Origin of the sequence: Rhodoferax fermentans (genome assembly GCF_002017865.1) — a bacterium.
GTDB classification, from domain to species: Bacteria; Pseudomonadota; Gammaproteobacteria; order Burkholderiales; family Burkholderiaceae_C; genus Rhodoferax; species Rhodoferax fermentans.
The window spans coordinates 4,055,103-4,070,016 of sequence record NZ_MTJN01000002.1 but is presented as its reverse complement, the minus strand read 5'-3'; the positions used below and the strand labels follow the sequence as shown (position 1 = coordinate 4,070,016).

Here is a 14,914-nt window from a genome sequence, read left to right as displayed (position 1 = left end):
GATGAACGTCTCCGCCTGGTCCATCCGAAACCCGATCCCGGCAGCCATGTTGTTTGTGCTGCTGAGTGTTGCCGGTTTGTTGTCTTTCCGGTCCATGAAGGTGCAGCAAATGCCCGACCTGGACTTGCCCATGGTCATCGTCTCTGCCGCTTTGCCGGGGGCCGCACCGGTGCAGCTGGAGACCGAGGTTGCCCGCAAACTCGAGAACGCCGTGGCCCCGCTGCAGGGTGTCAAAAACATCTACACCAAAGTGAACGACGGCAGTGTGTCGATCACCGTTGAGTTCCATCTGGAAAAGCCCACGCAGGAAGCGGTGGACGATGTGCGCTCTGCGGTGCAAGGTGTCCGTGCCGACCTGCCCACCGAGGTCAACGACCCGGTGGTGCGCAAGATGGATCTGGCCAGCTCGCCGATTCTGGCGTTTGCGGTGCGGGTGCCCAGCATGGACGACGAGGCGCTGAGCTGGTTTGTCGACAACACCCTGACGCGCCGCCTGTTGTCGGTCAAAGGCGTGGGTGCCATCAGCCGGGTGGGTGGGGTCACGCGCCAGGTGACGGTGGCGCTGGACCCGATCAAGCTGCAGGCGCTGGGCGCCACGGCGGCCGAGATCTCGCGCCAGTTGCGCCAGACGCAGCAAGACACCGCCAGTGGCCGCGCCGACTTGGGTGGCGGCGAGCAACCGATGCGCACCGTGGTCAGTGTCAAAACAGCGGCTGAGCTGGCGCAGTTGCAGATCTCACTCAGTGACGGTCGGCGGCTGCGGCTCGATCAGGTGGCCGAGGTCAGCGACACCGTGGCCGAGCCACGCTCAGCTGCTTTGCTCAACGGTGTGCCGGTGGTCGGTTTCGAAGTCACCCGCAGCAAGGGCGCCAGCGAGGTGGAGGTGGGCGCGGCGATCCAGCTGGCGCTGCAAGAACTCAAGACCCAGCACCCCGACATGGAGCTGACCGAAGCGTTTGACTTTGTCACCCCGGTGTCCGAGGAGTTTGATGCCTCGATGGTGCTGTTGTACGAAGGCGCCATTCTGGCGGTGGTGGTGGTCTGGCTGTTTTTGCGCAACTGGCGCGCCACCGTGGTATCGGCAGTGGCGCTGCCTTTGTCGGTGCTGCCCGCGTTCATTGGCATGGCTTACCTGGGTTTTTCGGTGAACATCGTCACCCTGCTGGCACTTTCGCTGGTGATTGGGGTGCTGGTGGACGACGCGATTGTGGAGGTCGAGAACATCGAGCGCCACCTGCACATGGGCAAACCGCCGTACCAGGCGGCCATGGAAGCCGCTGATGAGATTGGTCTGGCGGTGATTGCCACCACTTTCACGCTGATCTCGGTGTTTTTACCCACCGCGTTCATGAGCGGGGTGGTGGGCAAGTTCTTCCGCCAGTTTGGCTGGACAGCGGCGCTGGCGGTGTTTGCCTCGCTGGTGGTGGCGCGTATGCTGACCCCGATGATGGCCGCCTACATCATGAAACCCAGCCCGCGTGCCCACAAAGACCCCTGGTGGATGGCGCGTTACCTGCGATGGAGCGCCTGGGCGCTGAATCACCGCTGGCTCACCATGGCGGCAGCGGGCGTCTTTTTTGTGGGCTCGCTGCTGCTGATTCCGCTCTTGCCCAAGGGCTTTATCCCGCCGGACGACAACTCACAGACCCAGGTCAGCCTGGAGCTGCCACCGGGCGCCACCCTGGCGCAGACCCGTGCGGCGGCAGAGACTGCGCGCTTGCTGCTGATGAAGGTGGAGCATGTGAAAAGTGTCTACACCACCATTGGCGGTGGGTCGGCCGGTGCCGACCCGTTCCAGGGTGGCAGCGCGGCGGAGGTACGCAAGGCCACACTCACCGTGTTGTTGACCGAGCGCGGCCACCGCCCGCTCAAACAGGGTATTGAGGACCACATCCGGACGGCCATGGCTGAGCTGCCTGGTGTGCGCAGCAAGGTCGGCCTGGGTGGCAGTGGCGAGAAGTTCCAGCTGGTGCTCAGCGGCGACGACCCGCAGGCGCTGGCGATAGCGGCTAACGCGGTCGAGAAAGACCTGCGCACCATTCCCGGCCTGGGGCAGATTGCCTCAAGTGCCAGCCTGGTGCGTGCCGAGGTGGTGGTGCGCCCCGACTTTGCCCGCGCTGCCGACCTGGGCGTCACCAGCAGCGCCATTGGTGAAACCCTGCGCATTGCCACGGCGGGCGACTACGACTCGGGCCTGGCCAAACTCAACCTGAGCCAGCGCCAGGTGCCGATTGTGGTCAAGCTCACCGATGCGGCACGGCAAGACCTGGCCCTGCTGGGCCGCCTGAGTGTGCCCGGCACCCATGGCCCGGTGATGCTGAGCCAGGTGGCCGCCCTGACGCTGTCCGACGGCCCGGCAGCGATTGACCGGCTCAACCGCTCGCGCAACATCAACTTCGACATCGAACTCTCGGGCGTGCCGCTGGGGGATGTGGCCGCTGCGGTGGACCAGCTGCCCTCGATCCGTGCCTTGCCACCGGGTGTCAAACAGCTGGCGCTGGGTGATGCCGAGGTGATGGGTGAGCTGTTCACCGGTTTTGGCCTGGCCATGCTGGCGGGGGTGTTGTGCATCTACATCGTGCTGGTGTTGCTGTTCAAGAACTTCCTGCACCCGTTCACCATCCTGACGGCGCTACCGCTCTCGCTGGGTGGTGCGTTTGTGATGCTGTTGGTGACGGGCAAGAGTTTTTCGATGCCCTCGCTGATTGGTCTGATCATGTTGATGGGTATTGCCACCAAAAATTCGATCCTGTTGGTGGAGTACGCCATCGTGGCGCGCCGTGGCCATGACGGCAGCGACGGCCACCCGGTGGTGGCGCCCATGAGCCGGGTGGACGCATTGCTGGACGCCTGCCACAAACGCGCCCGCCCGATTGTCATGACCACGCTGGCCATGGGTGCAGGCATGTTGCCGATTGCGGCGGGTTGGAGCAGTGCCGATGCCAGCTTTAGAAGCCCGATGGCGGTGGCGGTGATTGGTGGCCTGATGACCTCCACCGTGCTGAGCCTGCTGGTGATCCCGGCGGTGTTCACCGTGGTGGATGACTTTGGTGACTGGGTGAAACGGCTGTTTGGGCACGGCCGCCGCGCCGCACCCAACTAAGCGGGTGCCGTGCTGCGGCGCTGGCGCATCACCAGCACAAACACAATCGCCCCCAGATTCATCAGCAGCGCATAAACCACGCTGGGGGCGCTCATCGCGGGTGAGGCCAGCAATTGCAGGCAGACAAAAATGCCCAGCGCAGAGTTCTGCAAACCACATTCGGTGACGATGGCAATGCGGTCGGTATGTTGCAGCCGCGCCTGCGTGGCCAGCAGGTAGGCCGCGCCCAGAATCAGCGCGTTGAGCAGCAAGGTGGCCGGGCCCAGCGTGGGCAGGTGTTGCCACAACACGGCACGCTGGTCCCAGAAGGTGGCCAGCACAATCAGCAGGAACAAGCTGGTGGCCAACTTGGACGCCACCGGTTCCAGCCGCGCCACCAGCTTCGGAAATTGCCAGCGCAGCGCCATGCCCAGCAGCACAGGCAGGGTGGTCAGCAAGAAAATGCTGCGCACCATCGGGAACAGCGGCAATTGCGCTGTCAGGCTGCTGCCCATGAAAAAATGCAGCGCGGCGTTGATGATCAGCGGCAAGCTCAGCATCGAGGCCAGGCTGGTCACCGCAGTGAGTGAGATCGACAACGCGGTGTCACCCCGCGCTAGATGTGTCAGCAGGCCCGAGCTGACCCCACCCGGGCAGGCCACCAGCACCATCAGGCCCACGGCCATCACCGGGTCCAGCCCGGCAAAAGTGGCCACGGCAAAACCCGCCAGCGGCACCAGCAGCATCTGCCCGACCAGCCCCACCAGCAGCGCCCTGGGCCGCTGCGCCACCCGGCGGAAATCGGCCAGCACCAGGGTCAGGCCCAGGTAAAACATGATGAAGGCCAGCGCCAGTGGCAACAGGGTCTGCACCACCGCAGGGTTCACAAAAACACCCCCACCGATAGCAACAAGCCCAGCAACAGCCCCAGTTTGGCGGTGGCGCCCAGCAGCTGGTTCAGCTGCGCGCCCGATGCCTGGCGGCGTAGTTGGGGCAATAGTTTGAGCGCGTAGGGAATCGCCAGCCAGGCCAGCATGGCGCCGGTGTGCCCAGCCCAAGCCAAAGCCAGCACCAGCCCAAAAGGCAGCAGCACCATGACCGCATAAGCACGCGCTGCACCGGCATCACCCAGGCGCGTGGCCAGGGTCAAACGGCCCTGGCGCAGATCGGCCTCGTGGTCGCGGTAGTTGTTGACCAGCAGCACCGCCGCAGCGGGCAGGCCCACCACCGCGCCACCCAGCCAGGGCGCCAATGTGGTGCTCTCACTTTGCAACCAGTGGCTGCCCGCCACGGCCAGCAGGCCAAAAAACACCAGCACAAACAACTCACCAAGTGCGCTGTGTGAAATCGGGTACGGCCCGCCTGAGTAGGCCCAGCCCGCAATCAGCGAGCAGATGCCAATGGCCAGAATCGGCCAGCCCCCTTGCCACACCAGCAGCAGGCCCAGCAACAGTGCCAGCCCAAAACTCAAGGCCGCTGCCCGGCGCACACTCTGCGGTGTGGCCCAGCCTGCGGCGGTGACACGTAACGGCCCGATGCGGTCCGGCCGGTCGGCACCCCGCTCAAAGTCGGCCACATCGTTGTGCAGATTGGTGCCGATCTGGATCAGCAGCGCACACAGCAGCGTCACCACAAACACCGGCCACAGCGGCGCGGCGCCATCGGCCCAGGCCAAGGCCGAGCCCAGAAGCACCGGGGTGGCGGCCATGCTCAGGGTGCGCGGGCGAATCGCGGTCCACCAGACCAGCAGGCGAGAGGAGGGCACCCCCAGCATCTGTTCAGATTTCATTGAGGGCGGGTTCCATAGTGCAGGCAGGCGATGCCAAAGGACAGGTTGTTCCAGCGGATGTTTGTGAAACCCGCCTGGCGCATCAGATCGGCAAAACCCTGCTGGTTGGGAAAACGCCGGATCGACTCCACCAAGTACTGGTATGCAATCGGCGCGCGGGCCACCAGCGCACCCAGGCGCGGAATCACCAAAAAGGAATACAGGTTGTAAAACGGCGCTAACCAGAATGCGGGTTGCGAAAACTCCAGGCAAACAAACTGGCCACCGGGTTTGAGTACGCGGTGGATTTCGGCCAGCGCCTGCTCCAGGTGCGTCGCGTTGCGCAGCCCGAAGGACACGGTGAGCAAGTCCACACTGGTATCTGTCAGCGGCAGTTGTTCAGCCTCTCCCACCAGCCAGTGGATGCCGACCATGTCGGGGCGTTGCTGGCCGACCTGCATCATGGCTAGGCTGGGGTCACACACGGTGACTTGGCGCCCAGGTGCAAGCAGCAGCCTGGCCACGTCGCCAGTGCCACCAGCCAGATCAATCACCTGGCCCTGAACATCTCGCACCGAGCGGGCTAATCTGCGTTTCCACAGGCGGTGGATGCCCATACTCATCAGGTCGTTCATGAGGTCGTAACGCGGGGCCACGGCGGTGAACACCGTGCGGATACGGTCGCGGCGCTCAGTGGGGTTGACCGATTCGCGGCCAAAGCTGTGGTTGATCTCGTGTTCTTGGCGCATCAGGTCGGTGGTCTGGCAAAAGTCTGGCCTTAGCAGCTGGCAGGTGGCCCAAGCACCTGCGACACGGTTGGCGCCGCAGGTGAGAAACTGTCAATTTTAGTTGACGAATGTCGAACGCCCGGCCGGACACGGCCGTCGCGGCTCACAACAGGTCGTGCAGGCTGCGGGCGATGACCTTGGTGGCGCGGCGCAGGTCGTCCAGCACCAGGTGTTCGTCAGCGCGTTTGGCGTTGGACTCGCGCACGGTGCGTGGCCCGGCGCCGTAGATCACACCGGGGATGCCGCGCTCGACAAACAGACGCACATCGGTGTAGAGCGGTGTGCCCAGCGCGGGAATCGGTTCACCAAACACTTCTTGGCCATGTTTCTGGATCGCGTCCACCAATGGCTGGTTGCCCGGCAGTGGTTTCATCGACTGGGCCAGCAAAATGCGCCGCACGTCGACCGTGACACCGGGTGAGGCTGCAGCGGTGTCGGCAATCAACTGGCGCAGAGCTGCTTCGACTTGTGTAGCATCTTCCTCAGGAATCATGCGGCGATCAAGCTTAAAAGTCACCTTGCCGGGGATCACATTGGTGTTGGTGCCGCCCGAGATCAGGCCCACGTTCAGATAGGGGTGGGTGATGCCCGCCACCTGCGAGGTGATCGTGGCGCGGTAGAGGTCGTTTTGTGCGTAGAGCACGTTGAGGATCTTCACCGCGGCCTGCAAAGCGTCCACGCCCGACTCGGGAATCGCGGCGTGCGCCATCTGGCCGTGCACCGTCACTTCCAACTGCAGGCAGCCGTTGTGTGCGGTGATCACCTGGTAGCTGAAACCAGCGGCAATCATCAGGTCCGGGTGTGTCAGCCCCTGAGAGAGCAACCAGGCGGGGCCGACCTCACCGCCAAATTCCTCGTCGTAGGTCAGCAGCAGGTCGATCTGGCCCTGGGTTGGTTTGGCCACCGCCTCCAGCGCGCGGATGGCAAAGGCGTAGGTGGCAAAGTCGCATTTGCTCACGGCGGCGGCGCGGCCATAGATCTTGCCGTCGACAATTTCGCCACCATAGGGGTCATGTGTCCAGCCTTCACCGGGCGGCACCACGTCGCCATGCGCGTTGAGCGCAATGGTTTTGCCACCGTCGCCATAGTTGCGGCGCACGATCAGATTGGTGATGCTCTGCAGCCCGGCCGCCTGCACGTCCGAGGCGGGCACCGGGTGTTTGTCAGTCTTCAGACCCATGGCCTCAAACAAATCAGCGGCACGTTCAGCGTGAGGCGCGTTGTTGCCGGGTGGTGTGTCGGTGGGCACCTGGATGAGCTGCTGCAAAAACGCCACCTGTTCGTCAAAGTGGGCGTCAATCCAGGCGTCGAGTTGGTTTTCAGTGGTCATGGGTATCTCGGGGTGGGTTCAATGTTCTAGGGCGGTGTGATGTGGGTCGCGTCACGTTTTTGCGCACGCTGTCTGGCGGTTTAAGGGGGCATGTTCGCCGGAGTTTCTGGTCCGCGCTGCGCAGCAGCGGGTGGGGGCGTCCGCCTCATACTGGGGTACCAGAAATCGGCGGCCACCCCCACCGGCTGCTGCGCCGAAACTGTGGGTGGTTCTACTTGGGTTGTGGATACCGAAAGTCAATTCAAAAAGTTGGCTGGTGACCAGTTCGATCTGAGTGACCTTGGTTGTCCGAATCACCTGGGCTGCGAGCGAGGTGGGGCCTGTGGGTGGCTGACGATTTCTGGTACCCCGGTATGAGGAAGCTGCCCACAGGCCCCGCCTCGCGGGGTGTGCCAAAAACGCTGGATCAAGGCTGTCTTCACAGCCTGCGCTGTGTTCGGCCAAGTCAGACAAAGGCCAAAGTTTCAAACTACCTGCTCCAGCAGCTGCATAAACGCCTCCACCGCCAACTGCATGTCATCACTGGTGGTGGACTCCAGCGGGTTGTGGCTGATGCCGGCGTTTTGGCCGCGCACAAACAACATGGCTTGGGGCATCAGCTCGTGCAATTTCATCGCGTCATGCCCGGCGCCGCTGGGCAGGTGGTGGACGGGCAGGCCCAGTGCCGCCACGGCAGCCTCCCAGCGTTGTTGCCAGAGGGCGTCACTCGGGGCGGCGCTGGCACGCATGGTTTCCTGCAGCGAGAACTGCAGCCCCCGGCGTTGGCAGATCTGCGCCAGGGTGGCGCGCACATCCGCGTCCAGCGCATCACGCTGGCGGTCACTCGGTGCGCGTAAATCCAGGCTGAAGCAACAACGCCCCGGCACCACATTGATGCTGCCACTGGGCACGTTGAGCTGGCCCATGGTGGCCACCGAGTCGCCGTCCTGCGCGGCGCGTTGCTCCAGGTAGAGCGCCAGTTCGGCCACCGCACAGGCGGCGTCACAGCGCTGGTTCATCGGGGTGGTGCCGGCGTGGCTGGCCACACCGGTGACCTCGCCGAGGTAACGCACACTGGCGTTGATCGCGGTGACGATACCCAGCGGCAGGTTTAACGTGTTAAGCACCGGGCCTTGTTCGATGTGCACCTCGACAAAACCCAGGTACTGCGCCGGGTCGCGTTTGAGCGCGTTGATGGCTTGCAGAGCGGCGCTTTTGTCCGCACCACCGAGCCCAGCCTGTTGCAAAACCGCCAGCATCGACACGCCATCGGCATCCAACTGGTCCAGCCAGGCGGCATCAAAACTGCCGGTGAGCGCGCTGGAGCCCAGGAACGTGGCTTTAAACCGCTGGCCTTCTTCCTCTGCAAACGCGACCACCTCAATCGCAAAGGGCAGGCGCCGCCCGGCGCGGTGTAACTCACGCACACAGGCCATCGGCACAACAATGCCCAGGCGGCCATCGTATTTGCCGCCATTGCGCACGGTGTCATAGTGGCTGCCAGTTAACAGTGTTTTGGGGCTATGGTCCTTATGGGATAAGGGCGAGCTGCTACTGTTTTTTTCAAGCGCCTCATACCGCCCGATCACATTGCCTACCGCGTCGATGTGCACAGCATCGAACCCACTTTCCAGCATCCAGCCCTGGATGTGTTCGGCGCAGGCGCGGTGGGCATCCGTCAGGTAGGTCACGGTGAGCTGGCCGTTTTCTTTGTAACCGGGTTCCGAAAACTCGGCGAGTTGTTCCTGCTGGTCCCACACCGCGTTGCCCAGTGTGGGGGTGAGACCAAGCTTGTCGTTGAGGCGAATCTCGGCAATGCGGTGGATGTTGCGCAGGCATTCCTGCAGCTCAAAGTCCGGGTGGCTGTGCAGACGGCGCTCAAAGGTGGCGATGATCTCGGTCCGGCTCAAACCGGTGCCACGTGGCCCGCGCACCGCCAGGATAAAGGGCCAGCCAAATTGGCTGTTGTAGTCGGCATTGAGCTGCTGCAGCTTGGCAAATTCGGCCGGGCTGCAGTTCGTCAGGCCCGCTTTGGCTTGTTCGTTGGTGGACTCGGCAGTGAGGTTCTGGCTGACCATGGCTTTGCCCGCGAGTTCAGGGTGGGCGCGGATCAGGTTCAGCTGGGCCTCGCGCGGTGCCTGGGTGACCACCTCGGCCAGCAAGGCTTTGAGCTGGGCCAACGACTGGAAGGGCCGCTGCTGCAGTGCCGCCTCGGCGATCCAGGGGCTGTGTTCGTACAGGCCGTCGAGCAGCTGCAAGGCCTCTTGTTGGGTGGCGGTGTTGAGTTGGTCCAGGGTGAGTGGCATGGTTTGGGTTCTTTAAGGCAGCGGCAGATGCAGTCCAAACGCTACATCCATCAGAGCACTAAATCCAGGTGGTATCAGGGCCAGAGGCCAAAAAACACCTTTCAGTCAGGCAGGTATGGAGGCAAGCAAATCTCAGGCCACCACCGCCGCGTCATACGGGTGCACCGAGCGCCAATGCCGCGCAATGTCCAGCCTGCGGCACACCCACACATGCTCGTGTTGGCCGATGTGGTCCAAGAAACGTTGCAACGCGGTGATGCGCCCGGGGCGGCCGAGCAGGCGGCAGTGCATGCCCACACTCATCATCTTGGGGGCGTTCAGGCCATTGGGGTCACCCTCGGCGTAGAGCGCATCAAACGTGTCCTTGAGGTACTGGAAGAACGGGTCGGCGTGGCTGTAGCCTTGGGGCAGGGCAAAACGCATGTCGTTGCAGTCCAGGGTGTAGGGCACGATCAGCTGTTGCGCCAGGCTGCCGTCGGTTTTTTTCACGTCCATCCAGAACGGCAGGTCGTCGCCGTAGTAGTCAGCGTCATAGGCAAAACCACCAAAGTCGGCCACCAGGCGGCGGGTGTTGGGGCTGTCGCGCCCGGTGTACCAGCCTTGCGGGCGCACACCCATGAGTTTGGTCAGGATCTCCATGCCACGTGCCATGTGTTCACGCTCCACCGCCTCGGGGACGTTCTGGTAGTGGATCCAGCGCAAACCGTGGCAGGCGATCTCGTGGCCCAGGCTCTGGCAGGCCTGCACCAGCTCGGGGTAACGCTCCAGCGCCATGCTGACGCCAAACACGGTCAGTGGCAGGCCACGTTTCTCGAACTCGCGCAGGATGCGCCAAACGCCCGCGCGTGAGCCGTATTCGTAGATGCCCTCCATGCTGATGTGGCGCTCGGGGTAACTGGCCGGGTTGAACATTTCTGAGAGGAATTGCTCGCTGCCTGCGTCACCGTGCAACACGCAGTTTTCGCCACCCTCTTCGTAGTTCAGCACAAACTGCACCGCAATACGCGCCTGGTTGGGCCATTGGGCGTGGGGTGGTTGGGGGCCGTAGCCTTTCAAATCGCGTGGGTAGGGTAGGGTGCTGTTGTAGTGGCTCATGGTGTGAAATCAGCGTCAGACAGGGTTGGCTGGCATGATAGCTGCGTCGTTCAGGACCCATACACTTTGACCTTATTTTGAGGAAACATCCATGGGATTGAGTACACATGTGTTGGACACCATGCACGGCACACCAGCGGCAGGCATGTCGGTGGCGCTGTGGGCCACCGGTGCCGGTGCGGCGCGCCTGATCAAACAGCTGGTGCTGAACGCCGATGGCCGCAACCCCGACGGCCTGCTGCTCGACGCCAGCAGCCTGCAGCGCGGCACCTACCGGCTGGTGTTTGAGGTGGCGGCGTATTTCAAGGCGCGGGGTGTGGTGTTGCCCGAGCCCAACTTTCTGGACCAGGTGAACCTGGACTTTGGGGTGGCGGATGCGGCTGCGCACTACCACGTGCCGCTGCTGGTGAGCCCCTGGAGTTACTCCACTTACCGAGGCTCCTAACGTGAAAATAGCGCCGCGACTGTTCTCACCCTCTCCCGCAGCGGGAGAGGGCCGGGGTGAGGGAGGTGGGCATTGCTCGCAAACGCGTTGACCTCAATACTGCCCTTCGGTCAGGGTGTCGAGCTGGAAGGTGCCACTTTTGTGCCACAGCCAGGTGTCGGTGTAGGTGACCCGGCCCATGCGCACCGGCACCGGGTAGGGCGCGGCGGCGCGCACCGTGTGTTCGATCTCGGCAATCACCTCGGGCGCGTGCTTGGGCGCGCGCATCCAGCTGGTGCCGGTGACGCGGCCTTTGTTGTCCACCTCGACCTGCAGCACACCAATCGCATACAGCAGCGGCGGCATCTTGCCGCGGTAGATGCGGTCGGCGTTTTTGGCGTACAGATGCTGGGCTGCGTCACGCCGGTAGGCGCGTGGGGTCACAGCCTGCGACACCAGGGCCGGTGCGGCGGCGGGCGGCGGTGGGACAACCACCGGCGCGGCGGGTGGTGCAGGCGGCGCCTTGGGTGGGCTACTGCAGCCACTCAGCAAGGCCGCCAGCGCCGAGGTCAGCGCCAGGCCCCAGCTGGCTTGGCGTGTGTGTTGCGGGGTGAACAGGTTCATGGTGTCTCTTTTGGGCAGGATGTGCAGGTGCGCTACTGTGCCGCAAAAACGCCGTGTTTGACAGGCTTTATGGCCCTCATTGGGTAAGGATTTGTGACAGTGTTGGCAGCTTTTATTCAGAGTCTGGCCACCCAGGAGGCGGTGCTGGTCACGGTGCAGACCTCGCGCGGCTCGGTGCCCCGTGAGGCCGGTGCCTGGATGGCCGTGTTTGCCGGGCACGCCCTGGGCACGGTGGGCGGTGGCCAGCTGGAGTGGCAGGCCATGCAGGACGCCCGGGCACAGTTTTTGTCTGGCGAGCACAGACAACTGCGTCGCTATCCGCTGGGGCCAGCTTTGGGCCAGTGTTGTGGTGGTGAGATGACGCTGTTATTTGAGCGCGTGGGTGCCAAGGACGTGCCCTCCCTGACCCAGCGTTTGACGGCGCAGCAAGCCAGCTGGCCGCTGGTGGCGCTGTTTGGGGGGGGCCATGTCGGGCGGGCTCTGGTGGCGGTGTTGCAAACCCTGCCACTGCGCCTGCACTGGATCGACAGCCGGGACGAAATTTTCCCGGCCGAGTTGCCGACCCAGGTGCTGTGTGAACATTCACAACCGGTGCAGGCCGCAGTGGCAGACTTGCCACCCGGTGCGCTGGTGCTGATCATGAGTTTCAGCCATGCCGAGGACCTGGACGTGGTCGCAGCCTGTTTGTTACGCCAGCGCCAGCAGGCCGATCTGCCGTTTGTCGGCCTGATTGGCAGCCGAACCAAATGGGCCAGCTTCAACCACCGCCTGCTGGCGCGTGGTTTCTCGGCTGAGGAGCTGGCCCAGGTGACTTGCCCGATTGGTGTGCCGGGCATTGTGGGCAAGCAGCCAGAGGTGATTGCGGTGGCGGTGGCGGCACAACTCTTGCAAGTTGTCGGACAGACGTCGTCTGGACATTAAAAAGGGATAGTGGATGGAAAGTTATTACCTCGATTGGGCCAACCTGCTGCTGCGCTGGGTGCATGTGATCACCGCGATTGCCTGGATTGGTTCCTCGTTTTATTTTGTGTTTCTGGACAGCAGCCTGACCCCGCCCGAGGACGAAGACCTCAAAAAACAAGGCGTCAGTGGTGAGTTGTGGGCGGTGCACGGCGGCGGTTTTTACCACCCGGTGAAGTTTGCGGTGCGCCCGCCGCAGCTGCCCAAACACCTGCACTGGTTTTATTGGGAGAGTTACACCACCTGGCTGACCGGCTTTTCGCTGTTCACCGTGTCCTACCTGTGGAGCGCCACCACCTACCTGATCGACAAGTCCAAGATGGACTGGTTGCCCTGGCAGGCGATCACGGTGGCGATTTTTTTTCTGGTGATTTTCTGGCTGCTGTACGACCTGATCTGCCGCCTGTTTGGCCAGCGCAAAAACGGTGACGCCATCGTGGGCGCGCTGGTGTTGGTGCTGGTGTGTGTGGCCAGCTGGCTGGCATGCCACTGGTTTGCCGGGCGCGCTGCCTTTTTGCTGGTGGGCGCCATGATGGCCACCACCATGAGTGCAAATGTGGCGCACTGGATCATTCCGGGCCAGCGCAAGGTGATCGCCGCCATCAAGGCCGGTGAACCGGTGGACCCGATCCACGGCAAACGCGGCAAACAGCGCAGTGTGCACAACACCTATTTCACGCTGCCGGTGCTGTTTGCGATGCTCAGCGGGCATTACAGCTTCACCTACACCCACCCGCAAAACTGGCTGGTGCTGATTGCGATGATGTTTGCGGGTGCCGCCATCCGTCAGTTTTTTGTGCTGCGCCACGGCTTCAAGCTGGGTCGCAATGGCAATCCGCTGCCCTACGCGCTGCTGGGTGTGGTGGTGATTGCCATGATGATCGTCTGGCTCAAACCTGCGCCAGAGTCCAACACCCCGCAAGCTGCTGCGTCTTCCATAGCGGGTAGCCCAGGTAATACCGGGGCTAGCGGCCAAATCTCTTACAAAACCCTGCAAACCGTGCTGGAGCAGCGTTGTTACCTGTGCCATGGTGAAGCGGTGCAGTCCAAGGGCTTGCGTTTTGACAGCCCGCAGATGGTCCAACAAAACGCGGCCAACATCTACCAGCAGGTGGTGGTGAGCAAACTCATGCCCATGAGCAACACCACCCACATCACCGCAGCTGAGCGGCAGATCATTGCGCAGTGGTACTTGTCCGGGGCCGGTGTGGATGACTAGGCGCCTGCGCCTGGCCACCTGTGTGCTGACGGGTGCAGCTGGGCTGCTGGCCAGCCCTGTCGCTGTGTTGGCGCAGTCCGCCAGCACTGGCAGTGGTGTGCCACTGGTGATCCAGCAGCGGGGTCAGCAACAAGAGCAGCTGATCCAGGGCCAGGCCGCCACCCAGTTGAGTCGGCGTCAGGCCAACGCGGTGGTGCAGGCGCCGCAACCCGCCGTGGCGCCGGTTGTCAGCCCTGTCTCATCACCCAAACCTGTGACGCAGGCCGATGTGCTGTTGGCCAAAGAGGCGCGTATCCGCCGCCTCAACGCCGCCAAGGTCGAGCCAGCGGCCCAACCTTGATCTCGCCCCGTGCGGGCGTTTAGTCCACCTTGGCGCCGGAGGACTTGACCATGGACTCGTATTTGCGGCGCTCGCTGTTCATTAGCGCACCAAACGCCTCGGGGGTGCTGGGCACCGGCTCGGCCAGCAGGGCCGCAAAGCGGGTTTTGGTCTCAGGCGCGTTGAGCGCGGCCACAAACGCGGTGTTGAGTTTGGTGATCACGTCCTTGGGTGTGCCCGCAGGTGCCACCAGGCCCCACCAGGTGTCGACCGCAAAACCTTTGAGGGTGTCGGCCACCGGTGGCACACCGGGCAGTGCGCTCGACGCGGTCAGGGTGGTCACCGCCAGCGCCTTGAGTTTGCCGGCCTTGATGTTGGGCGCGGCGGTGGACAGGTTGTCAAAGTTGTAATCCACCTGGCCGCTGAGCAGGCCCAGCTGCGCCGGGTTGCCACCGTTGTAGGGGATGTGCACCGCAAAAATGCCGGCCTCTTTTTTGAACAACTCACCAGCCAGGTGCCCGGCGCTGCCATTGCCACCACTGCCGTAATTGAGCTTGGCCGGGTTGGCCTTGGCGTAGGCAATCAGGTCTTTCACACTGTTGATCTTCAGGCGTGTCGCGGTGTCGGCATTCATCACCAGCACATTGGGCACCCGCACCATCTGGGTGATCGGGGCAAAGTCGGTGGCGGCGTTGAATGGCATCTTGCTGTACAGCCAGGGGTTGACCGCATGGGTGGCGGTGGCGGCAATACCAATGGTCAGGCCGTCCGGCGCCGCCTTGGCGACCGCGCTGGCGCCGATGTTGCCACCAGCACCGGGTTTGTTGTCAATGATCACCGTGCCCAGGCTGTCCTTGACCCGTTCGGCCAGGGCGCGTGCGGTGATGTCCAGCGGGCCACCGGCGGCGTAGGGCACGATCAGGCGGATCGGTTTGTCTTGCGCCTGCGCCAGCGGCATCAGGGTGGCGGCGGCCAGCGCCAGGGTACTCAGCAGGAATGATCGGGTGTGCATGACAGGTC

13 protein-coding genes are annotated in these 14,914 nt (G+C 63.3%); 5 read left to right on the top strand and 8 right to left on the bottom strand.

All coding sequences use genetic code 11. From position 1 onward, the window contains the following. Position 1 precedes the first annotated feature (1 nt). Complete coding sequence (locus RF819_RS18900; RefSeq protein WP_078366386.1) at positions 2-3,103, top strand: efflux RND transporter permease subunit; 3,102 nt, start codon at positions 2-4, stop codon at positions 3,101-3,103. Here the strand turns inward: RF819_RS18900 and RF819_RS18895 are convergent. From RF819_RS18895 to puuE, 6 genes are all read right to left on the bottom strand, one after another. Next, complete coding sequence (locus RF819_RS18895) at positions 3,100-3,969, bottom strand: bile acid:sodium symporter family protein (RefSeq protein WP_200224378.1); 870 nt, start codon at positions 3,967-3,969, stop codon at positions 3,100-3,102. The two genes, RF819_RS18900 and RF819_RS18895, sit on opposite strands and share 4 nt — an antisense overlap. Then, the gene (locus RF819_RS18890) at positions 3,966-4,871 is read right to left on the bottom strand and encodes a 1,4-dihydroxy-2-naphthoate polyprenyltransferase (protein WP_200224381.1); all 906 of its coding nucleotides are present in this window, start codon (positions 4,869-4,871) and stop codon (positions 3,966-3,968) included. Before RF819_RS18890 ends, RF819_RS18895 begins: the two co-directional genes overlap by 4 nt. After that, positions 4,868-5,599, bottom strand: coding sequence for a class I SAM-dependent methyltransferase (locus RF819_RS18885; RefSeq protein ID WP_078366385.1), 732 nt, complete (start codon positions 5,597-5,599; stop codon positions 4,868-4,870). Before RF819_RS18885 ends, RF819_RS18890 begins: the two co-directional genes overlap by 4 nt. A gap of 142 nt (positions 5,600-5,741) precedes the next feature. Further along, positions 5,742-6,968: a M20 family metallopeptidase gene (locus tag RF819_RS18880; RefSeq protein ID WP_078366384.1), complete on the bottom strand. Its 1,227-nt coding sequence runs from the start codon at positions 6,966-6,968 to the stop codon at positions 5,742-5,744. A 464-nt stretch (positions 6,969-7,432) separates the two neighbouring features. Then, entirely contained in the window at positions 7,433-9,253 is a 1,821-nt protein-coding gene (gene uraD, locus RF819_RS18875; RefSeq protein ID WP_078366383.1) for a 2-oxo-4-hydroxy-4-carboxy-5-ureidoimidazoline decarboxylase, read from the bottom strand. A 132-nt stretch (positions 9,254-9,385) separates the two neighbouring features. Further along, positions 9,386-10,348 carry an allantoinase PuuE gene (puuE, locus tag RF819_RS18870; protein ID WP_078366382.1) on the bottom strand — a complete coding sequence of 321 codons (963 nt, stop codon included), beginning with the start codon at positions 10,346-10,348 and terminating at the stop codon, positions 9,386-9,388. Between the two features lie 91 nt (positions 10,349-10,439). Here puuE and uraH point away from each other — a divergent pair, with 91 nt between their 5' ends. Further along, the gene (gene uraH, locus RF819_RS18865; RefSeq protein WP_078366381.1) at positions 10,440-10,793 is read left to right on the top strand and encodes a hydroxyisourate hydrolase; all 354 of its coding nucleotides are present in this window, start codon (positions 10,440-10,442) and stop codon (positions 10,791-10,793) included. A gap of 93 nt (positions 10,794-10,886) precedes the next feature. Here the strand turns inward: uraH and RF819_RS18860 are convergent, their stop codons facing one another. Beyond that, positions 10,887-11,396, bottom strand: a complete 510-nt coding sequence (locus RF819_RS18860) for a hypothetical protein (protein WP_078366380.1) — start codon at positions 11,394-11,396, stop codon at positions 10,887-10,889. Positions 11,397-11,489: 93 nt separating this feature from the next. Between RF819_RS18860 and xdhC the strand changes: the two genes are divergently transcribed. From xdhC to RF819_RS18845, 3 genes are read left to right on the top strand one after another with little or no spacing between them, the layout of a single operon-like run. After that, a complete protein-coding gene (gene xdhC / locus RF819_RS18855) occupies positions 11,490-12,317 on the top strand; it encodes a xanthine dehydrogenase accessory protein XdhC (protein WP_078366379.1) in 828 nt (275 codons plus the stop codon). A 13-nt stretch (positions 12,318-12,330) separates the two neighbouring features. Beyond that, positions 12,331-13,575 carry a urate hydroxylase PuuD gene (locus tag RF819_RS18850; protein ID WP_078366378.1) on the top strand — a complete coding sequence of 415 codons (1,245 nt, stop codon included), beginning with the start codon at positions 12,331-12,333 and terminating at the stop codon, positions 13,573-13,575. Further along, positions 13,568-13,915 (top strand): hypothetical protein, encoded by a 348-nt coding sequence (locus RF819_RS18845; protein WP_078366377.1) that lies wholly within the window; start codon positions 13,568-13,570, stop codon positions 13,913-13,915. Before RF819_RS18850 ends, RF819_RS18845 begins: the two co-directional genes overlap by 8 nt. 19 nt (positions 13,916-13,934) lie before the next feature. Here RF819_RS18845 and RF819_RS18840 read toward each other — a convergent pair whose 3' ends face one another. Continuing rightward, positions 13,935-14,906 (bottom strand): Bug family tripartite tricarboxylate transporter substrate binding protein, encoded by a 972-nt coding sequence (locus RF819_RS18840; protein ID WP_078366376.1) that lies wholly within the window; start codon positions 14,904-14,906, stop codon positions 13,935-13,937. Positions 14,907-14,914 lie beyond the last annotated feature (8 nt).